At 64.5% G+C, this 16,309-nt stretch carries 15 protein-coding genes; 10 read left to right on the top strand and 5 right to left on the bottom strand.

Annotation, left to right across the window (positions count from 1 at the left end; genetic code table 11):
* The 8 genes from hypF (at position 1) to AC3WLX_RS05720 (ending at position 9,832) form a co-directional block, all read left to right on the top strand.
* Positions 1 to 2,256: a carbamoyltransferase HypF gene (gene hypF / locus AC3WLX_RS05755; RefSeq protein ID WP_492335046.1), complete on the top strand. Its 2,256-nt coding sequence runs from the start codon at positions 1 to 3 to the stop codon at positions 2,254 to 2,256.
* Positions 2,256 to 2,492: a HypC/HybG/HupF family hydrogenase formation chaperone gene (locus tag AC3WLX_RS05750; RefSeq protein WP_492335045.1), complete on the top strand. Its 237-nt coding sequence runs from the start codon at positions 2,256 to 2,258 to the stop codon at positions 2,490 to 2,492. Before hypF ends, AC3WLX_RS05750 begins: the two co-directional genes overlap by 1 nt.
* A complete protein-coding gene (gene hypD, locus AC3WLX_RS05745) occupies positions 2,489 to 3,631 on the top strand; it encodes a hydrogenase formation protein HypD (RefSeq protein WP_492335044.1) in 1,143 nt (380 codons plus the stop codon). The genes AC3WLX_RS05750 and hypD overlap by 4 nt, the downstream gene beginning before the upstream one ends.
* Positions 3,628 to 4,668: a hydrogenase expression/formation protein HypE gene (gene hypE / locus AC3WLX_RS05740; RefSeq protein WP_492335043.1), complete on the top strand. Its 1,041-nt coding sequence runs from the start codon at positions 3,628 to 3,630 to the stop codon at positions 4,666 to 4,668. Before hypD ends, hypE begins: the two co-directional genes overlap by 4 nt.
* Before the next feature lie 8 nt (positions 4,669 to 4,676).
* Positions 4,677 to 6,377 carry a hydrogenase maturation protein gene (locus AC3WLX_RS05735; RefSeq protein ID WP_492335042.1) on the top strand — a complete coding sequence of 567 codons (1,701 nt, stop codon included), beginning with the start codon at positions 4,677 to 4,679 and terminating at the stop codon, positions 6,375 to 6,377.
* Positions 6,374 to 7,828 carry a sigma-54-dependent transcriptional regulator gene (locus AC3WLX_RS05730; RefSeq protein WP_492335041.1) on the top strand — a complete coding sequence of 485 codons (1,455 nt, stop codon included), beginning with the start codon at positions 6,374 to 6,376 and terminating at the stop codon, positions 7,826 to 7,828. The genes AC3WLX_RS05735 and AC3WLX_RS05730 overlap by 4 nt, the downstream gene beginning before the upstream one ends.
* Positions 7,803 to 9,170 (top strand): sensor histidine kinase, encoded by a 1,368-nt coding sequence (locus AC3WLX_RS05725; protein ID WP_492335040.1) that lies wholly within the window; start codon positions 7,803 to 7,805, stop codon positions 9,168 to 9,170. The genes AC3WLX_RS05730 and AC3WLX_RS05725 overlap by 26 nt, the downstream gene beginning before the upstream one ends.
* A gap of 191 nt (positions 9,171 to 9,361) precedes the next feature.
* Positions 9,362 to 9,832, top strand: coding sequence for a metallophosphoesterase family protein (locus tag AC3WLX_RS05720; RefSeq protein WP_492335039.1), 471 nt, complete (start codon positions 9,362 to 9,364; stop codon positions 9,830 to 9,832).
* Positions 9,833 to 9,864: 32 nt separating this feature from the next.
* Here the strand turns inward: AC3WLX_RS05720 and AC3WLX_RS05715 are convergent, their stop codons facing one another.
* A complete protein-coding gene (locus AC3WLX_RS05715) occupies positions 9,865 to 10,053 on the bottom strand; it encodes a hypothetical protein (protein WP_492335038.1) in 189 nt (62 codons plus the stop codon).
* A gap of 156 nt (positions 10,054 to 10,209) precedes the next feature.
* Between AC3WLX_RS05715 and AC3WLX_RS05710 the strand changes: the two genes are divergently transcribed.
* Together AC3WLX_RS05710 and AC3WLX_RS05705 are read left to right on the top strand one after the other, a co-directional pair.
* Positions 10,210 to 10,383 carry a hypothetical protein gene (locus AC3WLX_RS05710; protein WP_492335037.1) on the top strand — a complete coding sequence of 58 codons (174 nt, stop codon included), beginning with the start codon at positions 10,210 to 10,212 and terminating at the stop codon, positions 10,381 to 10,383.
* On the top strand, positions 10,383 to 10,772 hold the full coding sequence (locus AC3WLX_RS05705; protein WP_492335036.1) for a hypothetical protein: 390 nt from the start codon (positions 10,383 to 10,385) through the stop codon (positions 10,770 to 10,772). The genes AC3WLX_RS05710 and AC3WLX_RS05705 overlap by 1 nt, the downstream gene beginning before the upstream one ends.
* 142 nt (positions 10,773 to 10,914) lie before the next feature.
* Here the strand turns inward: AC3WLX_RS05705 and glgX are convergent, their stop codons facing one another.
* The 4 genes from glgX to glgA form a co-directional block, all read right to left on the bottom strand.
* Positions 10,915 to 13,152, bottom strand: a complete 2,238-nt coding sequence (glgX, locus tag AC3WLX_RS05700) for a glycogen debranching protein GlgX (protein ID WP_492335035.1) — start codon at positions 13,150 to 13,152, stop codon at positions 10,915 to 10,917.
* Positions 13,153 to 13,173: 21 nt separating this feature from the next.
* Entirely contained in the window at positions 13,174 to 13,455 is a 282-nt protein-coding gene (locus AC3WLX_RS05695) for a hypothetical protein (RefSeq protein ID WP_291628765.1), read from the bottom strand.
* Positions 13,456 to 13,522: 67 nt separating this feature from the next.
* Complete coding sequence (locus AC3WLX_RS05690; RefSeq protein ID WP_492335034.1) at positions 13,523 to 14,659, bottom strand: glycosyltransferase family 4 protein; 1,137 nt, start codon at positions 14,657 to 14,659, stop codon at positions 13,523 to 13,525.
* A gap of 21 nt (positions 14,660 to 14,680) precedes the next feature.
* On the bottom strand, positions 14,681 to 16,090 hold the full coding sequence (glgA, locus tag AC3WLX_RS05685) for a glycogen synthase GlgA (RefSeq protein WP_492335033.1): 1,410 nt from the start codon (positions 16,088 to 16,090) through the stop codon (positions 14,681 to 14,683).
* Between the last annotated feature and the right edge of the window lie 219 nt (positions 16,091 to 16,309).

Here is a 16,309-nt window from a genome sequence, read left to right as displayed (position 1 = left end):
ATGGACGGGGGGACGGGCGCGCGCGATCGGAGGAGGCTGCGACTGCACGTGCGCGGCGCGGTGCAGGGCGTCGGATTTCGCCCCTACGTCTACGGCCTCGCCACGCGTTACCGTCTCGGTGGCTTCGTCGCCAACGATCCCCATGGCGTGGTCATAGAGGTCGAGGGTGAACGCGCGTCGGACTTCGTGGCGGCGCTGCCGCTGGAAAAGCCGCCGCTGGCCCGGATCGACGACATCTCCGTGCATCCCGTCGGGGCGGTGGCAAGTGAGGAATTTTGTATCCGCGCCAGCGAGCAGGGCAGGGTGTCGACGCGCATCGTCGCCGATGCGGCGACCTGCAAGGACTGCCTGCGGGAGCTGTTCGACCCCGGCAGCCGCTTTCATCGCTATCCCTTCGTCAACTGCACCCATTGCGGCCCCCGCTACACGATTGCCGAGCGGCTGCCTTATGATCGCTCGACCACGGCCATGAAGGGCTTTGCGATGTGCAGGGCCTGTGCGGAGGATTACGCCAACCCCATCAGCCGCCGTTTCCATGCCGAGGCAATCGCCTGTCCGCAATGTGGCCCGAGGCTCAGCCATGAGGTCGCGGAGATTGCCGACGCGGTCGCGGGCGGCAGGATCGTCGCGATCAAGGGGCTCGGCGGCTATCAGCTGCTCTGCGATGCCCGCGACGACGAGGCTGTACGGCGGCTGCGGCAGCGCAAGCATCGCGACCAAAAGCCCTTCGCGGTCATGGTTGGATCGGTGGATGCGGTGGCGGACATCGCCCATGCCGATGCCGCCGAGCTCGCCCTGTTGCAAGCGTCGCCGCGGCCGATCGTGCTGATGACATCGCGCGATCGGCTCGCGCTGGCCATCGCACCGCAGCTGTCCCGTCTCGGTGTCATGCTGCCGGTCACGCCGCTTCATCACCTGGTCTTCTACACGCTGAATTCCAGGCACCCGCGAGCCGGCGAAGCCTGGGTGCTCGTCGCCACCAGTGCCAATCCCGGCGGCGAGCCGCTCCTCATCGACAATCGTGAAGCCGAGCGGCGCCTTGCCGGCATCGCCGATCTCATCGTCACGCACGACCGCGATATCGTCACCCGTGCCGACGATTCCGTGGTGGCGGTCGTCGCCGGCCGGACGCAATTGATCCGCCGCGCGCGCGGCTACGTGCCCGAGCCGGTCCGCCTGGCGCGGTCCGTGCCGCCGATCCTGGCCGTCGGCGGCGCGCTCAAGTCGACGGTGACGCTCACGCGCGGCAACGAGGCGTTCGTGTCCCAGCATATCGGCGACCTCGATACTGCTTCGGGCGTCCGCTTCTTCGAGGAGACAGTGCATCACCTGTTGTCGACACTCGACGTCGAGCCGGTCGTCATTGCCCATGACCTGCATCCGAACATGGTCTCGACCCGATTTGCCGAGGCCAGCGGGAGGCCGCTGATCGCGGTCCAGCACCATCATGCCCATGCGGCCGCCGTGATGGCGGAGCATGGCACCGCAGCACCGGTGCTGGCGCTGGTGCTCGACGGTTTCGGTTACGGCAGCGACGGTGGCAATTGGGGAGGCGAGCTCTTGGCCTGCGATGGCGCCGGCTTCCGGCGGCTCGGACATCTGGACCCGATGAAGATGCCGGGCGGCGATCGTGCCGCGCGCGAGCCGTGGCGCATGGGAGCTAGCCTGCTGCATGGCCTCGGACGAGGCGATGAAATCACGACGCGGTTCGGCGCACAGCCGCAGGCCGCACGTGTCGGCGTCATGCTCGATCAGCCGGGTGTGCCGACGACGACCAGCGCCGGCCGGTTGTTCGATGCGGCGGCGAGCCTGCTCGACCTCTGCCCGATCCAGAGCTATGAGGGCGAAGCTGCGATGAAGCTCGAAGCGCTGGTGCGCAACTCTCGCATCGCGTCAGGCGGCTGGATCATCAAGCACGGCGTGCTGTCCTTGGCCCCGCTGTTCGAGCGCCTGACATCCGGAAGGATCGATCCGATCGAAGGTGCCGAGCTGTTCCACGGCACGCTTGCCGCGGCCTGCGTCGACTGGATCGATCGCGCGGCGAGCGTGACCGGGATTCGGACCGTCGCCTTGAGCGGCGGCTGCTTCCTCAACGCGATCCTCTCGGAGCAGATCGCGCGCGGCTGCCTTGCCGCCGGGCTCTCGCCGCTGCTGCCACGCCAAGTGCCGCCCAACGACGGCGGGCTAAGTCTTGGGCAGGCCTGGGTTGCCGCGCTGACACTTCTCGAACGGCAAGGCCTGGAAGGAACCATCTGATGTGTCTCGCGATACCTGCAGAGGTCACGAAGCTCCTGCCCGACGAGATGGCGGTCGTCTCGATCGACGGCGTCAGCAAGGAGATCTCGGTCGCCTTGATCGAAGACCTCGCCGTCGGCGATTACGTGATCATTCACGTCGGCTATGCCCTGACCAAGATCGATCCGGAAGAGGCACGGCGAACGCTCGAACTGCTGCGCGAGCTGAGTGCCGAAGGACAGGGGGCGTTGACATGAAGTATGCCGACGAGTTTCGCGACAGGGAGATCGCGCTCGGCCTTGCCAAGGCGATCCGCGCGGAGGCCGATGCCGGACGGCCCTATCGCTTCATGGAATTCTGCGGCGGCCACACCCATGCGATCTCGCGCTACGGCCTCGAGGACATGCTGCCGAAGAACGTGCGCATGATCCACGGTCCCGGCTGCCCGGTCTGCGTGCTGCCGGCCGGGCGCATCGACATGGCGATCCGGCTGGCGGAGCGTCCGGACATCATCCTGTGCGTCTATGGCGACCTGATGCGCGTCCCGGGCTCGCACGGCGCCTCGCTGCTGAAGGCGAAGGCGCGCGGTGCCGATATCCGCATGGTCTATTCCACCATCGACGCCTTGGGGATCGCCCAGGAGAATCCCGGGCGTGAGGTCGTGTTCTTCGCCATCGGCTTCGAGACCACCACGCCGCCGACCGCGGTCATGATCCGCCTCGCCCAGAAGAAGCAGCTCTCGAACTTCAGCGTGTTCTGCAATCATGTTCTGACCCCGCCGGCGATGCAGAACATTCTGGAAAGCCCCGATATCCGCAATATCGGCCGCGTCGAGATCGACGGCTTTGTCGGGCCTGCACATGTCTCGACCATCATCGGCACCGCGCCCTACGAGTTCTTCGCGGAAGAGTTCGGCAAGCCGGTGGTGATCGCGGGCTTCGAGCCGCTCGACATGATGCAGGCCATCCTGATGCTGGTGCGCCAGGTCAACGAAAGCAGGCACGAGGTCGAGAACCAGTACAGCCGCGCCGTCACCCGTGATGGCAATCTGCGCGCCAAGGAGGAGGTGTCCGACATCTTCGAGCTGCGTGATCAGTTCGAGTGGCGCGGGCTCGGCCAGGTACCCTATAGCGGGCTGAAGCTGAAGCGGGCTTACGCGACATACGATGCCGAGGTGCGCTTCGACATGCACGAGCTGCGCGTCGACGACAATCCGGCCTGCGAGTGCGGCGCCATCCTGCGCGGCGTGAAGAAGCCGGTCGACTGCAAGCTGTTCGGGACCGTCTGCACGCCGGAGACGCCGATGGGCTCCTGCATGGTCTCCTCGGAAGGCGCCTGCGCCGCGCACTGGACCTATGGCCGCTTCCGCGACCATCAGCAGAGGCGGGCGTCATGAAGGCCTACCAGCGCAAGCTCGATATCAGGAACGGCTGCGTCGACCTGACTCACGGTTCGGGCGGCCGCGCCATGGCGCAGTTGATCTCGGGCCTGTTCCACGAGGCCTTCGGCAATGAATGGCTGGCGCGCGGCAACGACCAGTCGGCGTTCGATGTTGGGGCCGGGCGCATGGTGATGACGACCGATGGCTATGTCGTCTCGCCATTGTTCTTTCCCGGCGGCAATATCGGCTCCCTCGCAGTCCACGGCACGGTCAACGACATCGCGATGGCCGGCGCAAAGCCGCTTTATCTGTCGGCGAGCTTCATCATCGAGGAGGGCTTTCGCTTCGCCGACCTCAAGGCGATTGCGGACTCCATGGGGCAGGCGGCGCGCGATGCCGGCGTCTACATCATCACCGGCGACACCAAGGTGGTCGAGCGCGGCAAGGCCGACGGGCTGTTCATCTCGACCGCCGGTGTCGGCGTCGTCCCTGACGGGCTCCAGCTTTCCGCCGAGAACGCCCGCGTCGGCGACCGCGTGCTGATCTCGGGCACCCTGGGCGATCACGGCGTCGCGATCATGTCGAAGCGGCAGAACCTCGCCTTCGAGACCGAGATCGTCTCGGATTCGGCATCGCTGAACGATCTCGTCGCCGGGATGGTGGAAGCCGGTGGTCGCGGTATCCGCTTGATGCGCGATCCCACCCGCGGCGGGCTCGCCGCCGCGCTGAACGAAATCGCGCAGCAATCTCGCGTCGGCTTTCATCTCCTCGAGGAGGCGATCCCGGTGAAGCCGGGGGTGGCGGCAGCCTGTGAGCTGCTCGGGCTTGATCCGCTCCATGTCGCCAACGAGGGAAAACTGGTCGCGGTCGTCGCGCCCGAACTTGCCGGCGCCGTGCTCGCCGCCATGCGGGCCCATCCGCTCGGCCGCGACGCCGCCGACATCGGCAAGGCCGTCGCCGACGATCATCATTTCGTGCAGATGGCGACGAGTTTTGGCGGCGGGCGAATCGTCGACTGGCTGTCGGGCGAGCAATTGCCGCGGATTTGTTGAGGCCCTCGATGCGTATCCTGCTGCTATCGCATTCGTTCAACAGCCTGACGCAGCGCCTGCATGTCGAGCTGCGCGAGCGCGGTCATGAGGTCTCGGTCGAGCTCGATATCCACCCCGACGTCACGTGCGAGAGCGTGGCTCTGTACCGTCCGGATCTGGTGATCGCGCCATTCCTCAAGCGGGCCATTCCCGAATACGTCTGGCGTAGCGTGCGCTGCCTGATCGTGCATCCCGGCCCGCCCGGCGACCGCGGCCCGGCGGCGCTCGACTGGGCCATTCTCGAAGGCGTGGTCGAGTGGGGCGTCACCGTGCTGCAGGCGACCGGTGAGTTCGATGCCGGTCCCGTGTGGGCGTTCCGCATGTTCCCGATGCGGCGGGCCGCAAAGTCCAGCATCTATCGCAACGAGGTCACCTCATCCGCCGTCGAAGCGGTGCTGGAAGCCATCGACGCGATCACGGCGGGACGGACGACGCCGCGACCCATGCGTGAGGACGATGCGCGCATTCGCGTCCGCGGGACGTGCCGGCAATCAGATCGGGCGATAGATTGGCAGCACGATACGACCGAGACCGTGCTGCGTAAGATCCACAGTGCCGACGGCATGCCGGGCCTGGTCGACAGTCTGTTCTTCGAGGACGTGCGGCTGTTCGACGTCCATGAAGCACGCGGTATCTCCGGCGTCCCCGGCACGCTCGTGGCGCAATGCGACGGGGCGTTGGCCCGCGCGACGGTGGACGGAGCGGTGTGGATCGGCCATGTGCGGCAACTCGCACCGAAGAGCTTGAAGAGGTCTGCTGCAAAGGTGTTCGCCGCGCAGGCAGCCAGCCTGCCGCGGCGGCCGGACTGTGGCTATGCGCCGATTGAATATCGCGAGCATGGCGAAGTCGGCGAGTTGCAGTTCTCCTTCTACAATGGCGCGATGGCGACGTCCGACTGCGAGGCGCTGCTGCAAGCCTATCGGGCCGCGCTGGCGCGCCCGACAAAGGTGCTGCTTCTCACCGGCGGGGCCGACTATTGGTCGAACGGCATTCATCTCGCCGAGATCGAGGCCGCCGACAGCGCCGCCGATGAATCCTGGCGCAACATCAACGCCATCGATGATCTCACGCGCGCGATCATCGAGACCACGGATCGGTTGGTGATATCGGTCATTCGCGGCAATGCAGGCGCGGGGGGCGTGTTCCTGAGCCTGGCGGCCGACGAGGTCTGGGCCCGCGATCAAATCGTCTTCAATCCGCAATACAAGGACATGGGCAACCTGTTCGGCTCCGAGTACTGGACCTATCTGTTGCCGCGCCGCGTGGGCGCCGAGAACGCGATAGCGATCACGCAATGCCGGTTGCCGATGGGAGTGGCCGAGGCAAGGCGCCTCGGTCTCGTCGATCGTGTGCTCGCGGGCGACGAGCTCACACCCGAAAACCTCGTCAAGCTCGCGGCTGCTGCAGCCTCGGATCATGGCTTTGCGAAGCGCCTTGCCGACAAGAGAAGACGCCGCGAGGCGGACGAGAGCGACAAGCCACTGCAGGCCTACAGGGACGAAGAGCTGCGGAGGATGAAGCTCAATTTCTACGGCTTCGATCCGAGCTACCACGTCGCGCGCTACAATTTCATTCACAAGGTGCCGAAATCCCGCACGCCGCTGACCATCGCCAATCACCGGTTGCGGCGCGCGGCTGAACGGCCCGGACACATGGCGGTGCCCTCATGAGCATCCAGGGAACCATTCTCGTCGTCGACGACGAGGTCCGTTCGCAGGAGGCGTTGCGGCGCGTTCTCCGCGAGGATTTCGAGGTGCTCTGCGCCGGCAACGCGGCTGATGCCGAGAAACTGCTGGAGGGCGAGATCGTCCACGCCATTCTCTGCGACCAGCGCATGCCGCATGAATCGGGCGTGAGCTTCCTGAAGCGTGTACGCGAGCTGTGGCCCGATCCGGTGCGGATGATCATCTCGGGTTATTCGGACTCCGAGGACATCATCGCGGGCCTCAACGAGGCCGGCATCTATCAATACATCACCAAGCCATGGCAGCCGGATCGGCTGGTCGACATCGTCAAGGAAGCGGTCCAGCTCTATCGCCTTCAAAAGGAGACGGAAACGGCGGGCGTCGACGTCAAGGCGACGCCCGGGCACATCAAGAAGGTCGTTTCGGTCAAGCGAGGCGTTGCCAAGCAGCTCTATGATTTCGATCGCATCGTGCATTCTCACGACAGTCCCATGCACAAGGTGATCGAGCTGGGGAAGCGCGCGGCGGATTACGACATCTCGGTGCTGATCACGGGGGAGTCGGGGACCGGAAAGGAGCTGCTCGCGCGCGCCATTCATTACGGCTCCGCCCGCGCCGGCAAGGCCTTCGTGGTCGAGAACTGCGGCGCATTGCCGGACGAGCTGCTCGAAAGCGAACTGTTCGGTTGCAAGAAGGGCGCCTTCACCGGCGCTTACCAGGACCGCATCGGCCTGTTCGAGGTCGCCGACGGCGGAACCATCTTCCTCGACGAGATCGGGGAGACCTCGCCGGCATTCCAGGTGAAGCTCCTGCGCGTCCTGCAGGAGAGCGAGATCCGCCCGCTCGGGGCACAGCGGGTGCGCAAGGTCGATGTTCGCGTGGTAGCGGCCACCAACCGGGATCTTGAGGCCGAGGTCGAGGCGGGCCGCTTCCGGCGCGACCTCTACTATCGCCTGGCGGCGTTTCCCGTCCACATGCCGGCATTGCGCGAGCGGCGGATGGATATTCCGCTGATCGCGCAAGGGGTGCTGGCGTCGGTGAAGACGTCCTTCAACCGGCCGGAGCTGCGCTTTGCGGCTGCGGTGCTCGAGGCGTTCGCGAATTATCATTGGCCCGGCAACGTGCGGGAACTGCAGAACGAGATCCAGCGCATGGTGGTGCTCGCGGATGCGGACGAATTGCAGGCGCCGCCGCTGCTGGGCCGGCGCAATGGCAGGCCATCGGCAACCGCGACCCACGGCGGGTTGAACGGCTCGGCGACCCTCAAGGACAAGGTGGAGGATCTGGAGAAGTCGGTTATCATCAATTTTCTGGAGCGGTACGACGGCAATATCAGCCGGGTCGCAACCGAGCTCGGGCTATCGCGGGTCGGCCTCCGGAACAAGCTGTCCAGGTATGATCTGAGAAAAAATGGCAAAGCCGATCCATCCTCCTGAGGCCGGCGAGACCGCACCGCTGCTCAAGTTGATCACCAATCGCGGTGCGATGGAGCTCGACCAGGAGCGCGAGGGCGCCTGGATCGAGGTCATTCGCAAGATGGACGAGGTCTATTCCGACCTCCTGCGCTATGAGGTCGACCTCGAGCACAAGAATGCGGAGCTCGAGGAAGCCCAGGCCTTCGTCACCAACGTCATCGAATCCGTCTCCGACATCCTGATCGTCTGCGATGCGAAAGGGCTGGTGCAGCAGGTCAATTCGGCGTTCCAGCAGACGCTCGGCTGCAGCGTCGCGGATGTCGTCGGCAGGAACATCGCCGATGTCATTGATGGCCCGGACAGAGCCAAGCTGGTCCCGCTCCTGAAGCCGCGCAACGCCTCCGACGTCGTCGACGGCGAGCTGCGGTTTTCGCGCGATTGCAGCCGCTCCGATCTGTTCGCGATCAACGGATCCCCGCGCCACGATCATCGCGGCCGCTTCATCGGCGTGGTGTTGACGGGACGACCGATTGGCGAGCTTCGTCGCGCCTACGAGGAGCTGCACAAGGCGCATCACGAGCTGCAGCGCGCGCAGCGGCAGCTGGTCGAGCAGGAGAAGATGGCCAGCCTCGGCCGTCTCGTTGCGGGGGTCGCCCACGAGCTGAACAACCCGATCAGCTTCGTCTATGGCAACGTCCACACCTTGATGCGCTACCGCACCGCCATCACGGCCTATCTCGATGCGGTCCACGGCAAGTCCGGGGAGGACGATCTTTCGGTTCAAAGACGAAGCCTGCGGATCGACGAGATTCTGGAGGATTTCGGCCCGCTGATCGAGGGCACCATGGAAGGCGCCGTCCGCATCAGCGAAATCGTGAAAAATCTGCGCCGGCTGTCCTTCAGCAAGCTCGGCGAGGTCGAGCGCGTCAACATCGAGCGGCTCATCAATACCGCGGTGCTGTGGGCCGTGCGGACCAAGCAGGTGCGCGTCGATCTGCAGCTGGAGATCGAGCCGGAACTCTGGGTCTCCGGCAACGAGGGGCAATTGCACCAGGTGATCGTCAATCTCGTGGAGAATGCGATTGACGCGATGCGCGGAACCGGCTCCCCGCGGCTGGCGGTCTCCGCGGCGCGCAAGGGGGACGAGATTCTGCTTCGGATTTCGGACAACGGTCCCGGCATCGACAGGGATCACATCAGCCACATCTTCGAGCCGTTCTTCACGACCAAGCGGGTCGGCGAAGGCACCGGGCTCGGCCTCTGGATCAGCTATGGTATCGTGCGCGAGCACGGCGGCGAGCTGGTCGCCGGGCAGGAGCCGGACGGCGGCGCGACATTCTCCTTCGCGCTGCCGGCGGCGTGAGCGGCTTGCTGAACCACTTCAACAAGTCGCGAACCTTTGACTGGCGGCGGTACGGTGGCAGATGAGGAAAGTGCCGATTTTCCGGACGAGTTCCGAGCTCAAGGGCCGCCGCTACTCGATCCGTCGACAGAGGATGGTAAGGAGATCGGCCGGATGCCGCTGGATGTATTGCACCGAAGCCGTGATCTGACATGACGTTCAGGATTGGGGTGATCGCCGACACGCATGGACTGCTGAGGCCCGAGGCGGAGCGCTGCCTTGCCGGCGTATCACATATCATCCACGCCGGCGACATCGGCAGCGAGGCGGTGATGGACGGGCTTTGCCGCATCGCGCCCGTCTCCGCGATCAGGGGAAATGTCGACCGGGGCGCCTGGGCCGAACGCTTTCCTGAGACGCTAACGCTGCGCGTCGGCGGGCTCAGCTTCTATGTTCTGCACGATCTCAACGCGCTGACGATCGATCCTGCTGAACGCGGGATCGATATAGTGGTCTCAGGGCATTCCCACCGCGCGCGGATCGAAACCGTCAACGGCGTGCTCTATCTGAATCCAGGCAGTGCAGGGAAGCGGCGCTTCAAGCTACCGGTGACGCTGGCAACGCTCTCGCGCGACTCAGGCGGGCCGCTGCGGCCCGTCATTCATGACCTCGACAGGATCTGACGGTCACGACCGCCCGCGGGCCGCTTCCGGGTTCAATGCGTCTTCGACTTATGCCAACGCTCAAGATCCAGCGGCGGCCGATCCGGATCGATCTGCTCTTTCTCGGGATTGCCTTGCCAGGGTTTGTTGGTCTGCCGGTGTGTCGGCTCGTCGGTCTTCCGGCGCGGATCGTCAAGCGGTGTTTCTCGCGGGTCGGTGTCAGGGTCAGTGGCCTTGGGCATGTGTGCTCTCCCGGGCTTATGCGGTGCCGATAGGCTAACAACCGGAGCGGCATCAGCTCGTTCCTGCGGCTTCCATGGCTCCCCGCTGCGGCGATCGGCGCGGGAACGAGCTCCGCAACAGCTCATTATTCTGTTTTCGACCCGCAGGAGCAGCACATGTCAAAAATGCCGCCCGTTCCCGAAGAACAGCGCAGCCACAAGGGACCCGGTTCCGATCCGGCCGTCGAAACGGCGGAACGGGTGCCGGGCCGCGAGAATTTCGAAACCCAGGGCCGCCACGGCAACATCAAGCAGAACACGACCCATCAGGGATACCAGCAGGATCGATGATGCTTGACCTCGACACATGCAGTGAAAGACGCGCGATGCGCATGACGGGCCTCGTGCTGGTCGCCATGCTGGCGATCGCCGCCGCCGAACCCGCATTGGGGCAGGCAGGTGGAGGCGGCGCCGGAGGAAGCGGCGGCGCGGCGGCCGGGGCCGGCACGTCGTCGGCTCCCGGAACTAATTCGGCCGGAACGGCTCAATCGAGCGGCGGCCCAAGGGGATCGACGACGGTCGGGCGACCCGGCAATCCCGCAGGCGGAACCAATATCGGACGCATCGACGGGACGGTGACGCCCGGGCCCTCGCTTCCGGGCGACGACCAGATTCGCTCGGAGACCTCGAATAATTCCGAGGCGGATCGAAAGATCAAAAGCATCTGCCGGGGATGCTGAGCGCCGTCAGGACGCCGGCTTTGTCCGGCGTCCTGACAATGTCGCATCGTCGCGAGCTCCGGGTTGCCGCGCTGGCCAGCTGGTCTCGCTGGACACCGCGTTCGGCGAAATCGATCGCTGATCGCGAGCGGACGGCACGCAGCTACTCAGGTAAAGGCGTGTCGGCGATGTCCAGCAGCGCGCCGAGGCCTTGGCGGAGGCGTCGCGTCGCGATGCTGTCGTTCGCCAGGCCAAACACCACGAGCGAGCGCGCGGTCATCGCGTACGCGTGTCCGAACTCGAACTCCGCCATGGGCGCGTCGGGCCGGTTGGTGTCGATCAGCCCCAGCCAGCTGCGTCCATCGGTGACCTCCGGCAGGGTGAAATTCACGACGTCGTGGTGGGCATTGTAGACCAGCAGTATGGTGGCATCCGAGCCGCGGCGCTTGATCCCGGTCTCCTGTGCGCGGCCGTCAAGCAGCATCCCGAAGCATTTGGCGTTGCCATCGTGCCATTGCTCCGTCGTCATTTCTTCGCCGGACGGCGACAGCCAGGTTACGTCCTTGACGTCGAGTTCCTCGTTTTGCGAGCCGACCAGAAAGCGGCTGCGGTAGAGGATGGGAAAGGACTTGCGGGTGGCGATCAGCTTGCGCGTGAACTCGCGAAGGCCGCGCCCGTTCGCGGTGATGCCCATCCAGTTGAGCCAGGTGGTCTCGTTGTCCTGGGCGTAGGCATTGTTGTTGCCGTTCTGGGTGTGGCCGAACTCGTCGCCGGCGAGCAGCATCGGCGTGCCGTGGGACAGCAGCATCGTCGCCAGAAGATTCCGCTTCTGGCGCTCGCGCAAGCCGATGATCTCCGGGTCGTCCGTCGGTCCTTCGGCGCCACAGTTCCAGGAATGGTTGTTGCTGTGACCGTCGCGGTTGTCCTCACCGTTCGCCTCGTTGTGCTTATCATTGTACGAGACGAGGTCGTTGAGGTTGAAGCCGTCATGCGCCGTGACGAAGTTGACGCTGGCCCAGGGCCGGCGTCCGCGCTTGTTGAAGAGGTCGCCCGATCCCGAGATGCGCTTGGCGAAGTCGGCAAGCGTGCCCGGATCCCCTTTCCAGAACGCGCGCACCGTGTCCCTGAACTTGTCGTTCCACTCGGCCCAGCCGGGGGGAAATTGACCGACCTGGTAGCCGCCGGGCCCGATGTCCCAGGGCTCTGCGATCAGCTTGACGCTGGAGAGCACGGGATCCTGCCGGCAGGCGTCGAGGAATCCGCCGCCTTCATCGAACCCATAGGGTTCGCGCGCCAGGATGGTGGCGAGGTCGAAGCGGAAGCCGTCGATCCGCATTTCCGTTGCCCAGTAGCGCAGGGAATCGGCGACGAGCTGAAGTACGCGCTGATGCGATAGGTTGACGGTGTTTCCGGTGCCGGTGTCGTTGATGTAGTAGCGCTTCTGGTCCGGGAGCAGGCGATAATAGCTGGCATTATCGATTCCCTTGAACGACAGGGTCGGGCCGAGCTCGTTGCCTTCCGCGGTGTGATTGTAAACGACGTCAAGAATGACCTCGATGCCATGGGCGTGAAACTGGTTCACCATGGCCTTGAACTCGTTGGGGGATGACGCCTTGAGGTAGCGCGGATCCGGCGCGAAGAAGGCAATGGAATTGTAGCCCCAGTAATTGCGCAGGCCCTTTTCGACCAGATAGCTGTCGTCGACGAAGGCATGGATCGGCAGCAGCTCGGCGCTGGTGATGCCGAGCGAGCGCAAGTAGGACGGGACGTCCGAATGGGCGAGGCCGGAGAAGGTGCCGCGGTCGGCTTCGGGCACAAGCGGGTGCAGCTGGGTAAATCCCTTGACGTGCATCTCGTAGACGATCGTGCGCTCCCACGGCACTTCTGGCTTGCGCGCCACGCCCCAGGTGAAGGCGGGGTCGATGACGCGGCATTTCTGCATCAGGGGCGCGCTGTCGCGCTCGTCATAGGAGAGGTCCTTGTCGGCATGGTCGAGCTGATACCCGAACAGCTCCGGCCCCCAGCGGAGCTTGCCGACCAGCTGACGCGCGTAGGGATCGAGCACCAGCTTGTTGGGATTGAAGCGGTGGCCGGCGTCGGGTTCGTAAGGGCCGTGGACGCGATAGCCGTAGACGGTGCCGGGGCGCGCGGAGGGTAGATAGCCGTGCCAGACCTCGTCGGTGTATTCGGGCAGTTCGATGCGCTCGAGCTCGGTTTCGCCGGTGTCGTCGAACAGGCAGAGCTCGACCTTGGTAGCGTGGGCCGAGAACAGCGCGAAATTGACGCCGAGCCCGTCCCAGGTGGCGCCGAGCGGGAATGGTCTGCCCTCGGTGATCCGGGTGCGGCGCAGGCTCGAGGCCGCCCGGGTGAGGGCGTCGTCCGGGTGTACTTTTTGATCCATTTTTTGCCCCCAATGATTCCGTCAGGATGTCGGCGAATTTGCCGCGAGTTCGGTCGTTGCCTGTTCACCCACCGCCGTCGAGGCGATCACGGCGGCGGCAGGAACGTCGGAGGTCTTGTTCAGCACCTTTGCCCTCTGCAAGGCCGCCTCCTTGCTGATGGCCGAAATCGAATTGCCGATGCGCCCGACGATTGCGGCAAGCTCCGTATCCGACAGCCCAAGACGCTTCTTGACGAGGCGTACCTGGGCGCGGTCTGCCAGGTCGAGTTTGTTACGAATTGCCGGTGGTTTCGGGCGACGCATGTCGACAGCTCCTGTGTGTGGTCGTAACCGTCCCCCGATCGTTCGGTTCCTTTGCCTCAAAGACTCGTTAGGCCGGGCTTGCCGCATTCATGTCCAAGCCAACAGAAGGTATCGAAATCCGGATCTCGTTCTCGCTTTCGGCGATCGCGAGCAGGTCGAGCTGCGGTCCTTGCCGCAACGCTGGCAGCCGACGATAAGCGGCGAGGTAGTCGCGCGCCATCCGCTCAGCCGTAAAGCGTTGTTCGAACCGCTTGCGGATCCCTTGCCGCTCCAATGCGTCGATCGAATTCGCGGCCGCGACGGCCTCCTCGATGGAGTTCACCACAAACCCGCTGATACCGTGATCGATCACTTCGGGCACCGAGCCATGGGCCAGGGCGATCACCGGCGTGCCGCAAGCCATGGCTTCGATCATGACGAGGCCGAACGGCTCCGGCCAGCAGATCGGGAACAGCAGGGCCCGGGCATTGCCGAGGAAGTCGGCCTTCTGGAATTCGTTGATCTCGCCGATGAACTCGACGTTGGGATGAGCTGCGATCATCGGCTTGATGACCTGCTCCCAATAGGCTTGATCGGCGGTGTCGATCTTGGCCGCCATCTTCAGGGGCACGCCGGTTCTAGCCGCAATTTCGATCGCCTTGTCCGGCCCCTTTTCCGGAGAGATGCGCCCGAGGAATGCAAAATAGTCGCCGGTCGGTGCTTCCTGATAAGGCAGGATGTTCTCGGGCAAGCCGTGGAGCACCGTTGCGAGCCAGTTGACGGGCGGCATCGGGCGGCGTTGTGCGTCCGAGATGGACACCAGGGGAGGTTCAGGAAAAGCGGAGAAGAACGGCATCAGATCGGGCAGATCGAGACGCCCATGCAATGTGGTGAGGATCCGGTCGCGATACGGTCGCATCAAGGGATAGTGCAGTTGATCAATGTGGAAATGAAGGACGTCGAACTCGTCGGCGCGCCGCGCGACCTGGTCCAGCATCATGACGTGATGGGGTGTGACGTCCTTGACGGAGGGATCGAGGCGCAGGGCCATCTTCGAGCATGGCACAAGCTCGGCTGACGTGATCGAATCTCCGCTCGCAAACAGGGTGACCTCGTGCCCCTGGCGCACCAGCTCTTCCGTCAGGTAGGAGACGATGCGCTCGGTCCCTCCGTAAAGCCGCGGGGGGCAGCTCTCCGCCAGTGGAGCGATTTGCGCGATCTTCATGTCTGTCCCCCAACTGCCTTTCTAGATCGATGCCTTGTAGAGTTCAGCGTAGGATTTGGCCGACTGGGTCCAGCTGAAGGCCTGCGCCATGGCAGCCCTGCGCATGTGATCGAGCCGGTCCTTCATGCCGAAGGTCGAGAAGGCCCGGCACAGGCCTCCGAGGAAGCCCGGCGCCGATGCGCGGTCGAACAGGAAGCCGGTCTCGCCGTCGACGATGGTCTCGGCAAGCCCGCCGGTGCGATGACCGATCGGCAACGAGCCGAAGCGCTGGGCGTACATCTGGCTGAGCCCGCATGGTTCGAACCGGGACGGCATCAGCGTGAAGTCGCTACCGGCGAAGATCTTCCGCGCCTCAGCGTCATCGAAACCGATTTTCACGGCAATCGATCGCGGCGCGCCGGCTTGCGCCTTGAGCAGAGCATCTTCGAACTGCGGTTCGCCCTTGCCGGTGACGACGATCTGGCCGCCGGCATCGACGATCGCCTGCGCGCTCTCGATCACGAGGTCGACGCCCTTCTGATGAACCAGCCGCGCAACGAGCGCGAACAGGGGACCTCGCGACACCGCGAGGCCGAACTGATCCCTGACATCGTCGGCGTTCAGCGAGCGCTCGGCCCAGTCGCCTGCGCCGAAAGGCTGGAGCAGCGAGGAGCACGTCCGTGGATCCCAGCTCTCGTCGATCCCGTTCAGAATGCCCGACAACTGGTTCCGGTCGGCCCGCTGCTTCAGCAGGCCTTCGAGACCACAGCCGAATTCTGCGGTGGTAATCTCGCGTGCGTAAGTCTGGCTGACGGTCGTCAGGTGCGAGGCATAAACGAGACCGGCCTTGATAAACGACAGGCGATTGTAGAATTCAACGCCGTCGATGTTGAAGCTCGCCTCGGGAATGCCGAGCGGTGCCAGCGAGCTCCGGTCGAATACACCTTGATAGGCGAGATTGTGGATCGTGAAGACGGTCGGAATGTGCGCATAGTGCCACTCCAGATAACCCGGGATCAGCGCGCATTGCCAATCATTGGCGTGGACCAGGTCGGCGCTCCAATCCGTGTCGATCAGTCCCCTGGCGAGCTGTGCCGCGGCGTAGGAAAAGGTTGCGAACCGCACATTGTTGTCGCCCCAATCGGCGCCACGGCCGTCGGCATAGGGCGTGCCATCCCGCTCGTACAGTTCCGGACAGCGGACGACATAATAGGTCAGGCCATCCGCGGCGTGACCGAGGTCGACCTCGAACGCCGGCAGAGCGGCGAAGGACTGGCAACGCCCCACGGTTTTGAGTTCTTGCAATCCCCGCAGGACAGCCGGGTATCCCGGGATGATGACGCGTACGTCAGCAAATTCTCCGAGGGCACGCGGCAGAGCCGCCGAAACGGCGGCAAGGCCGCCAACTTGAATGAAGTCTGATACTTCGGGCGTCGCGAACAGGATACGCATCGCTACGCCCGCCAATCGAGACGACAGTGGTCTTTGCCAACCATCTTCGCATTTCCAAGGACGCTCCCCCAGCGAAGCGCTGTCCTTAAATTCTGCGGCGCAGCAAAGGTTCCCGAGGGCGATAAAACAAGCGCGTTTTTTTACGCTGAGTGCAAAAGTGTACATACCGGGCGGGCATCGGCATTTCGAGGCTCCGGACGCGGCAGCCGGTGCTCACGT

Source organism: Bradyrhizobium sp. FW305-F6 (genome assembly GCF_058782905.1).
The sequence above is the reverse complement of the archived record's forward strand: the minus strand, read 5'-3'. Positions and strand labels throughout refer to the sequence as shown.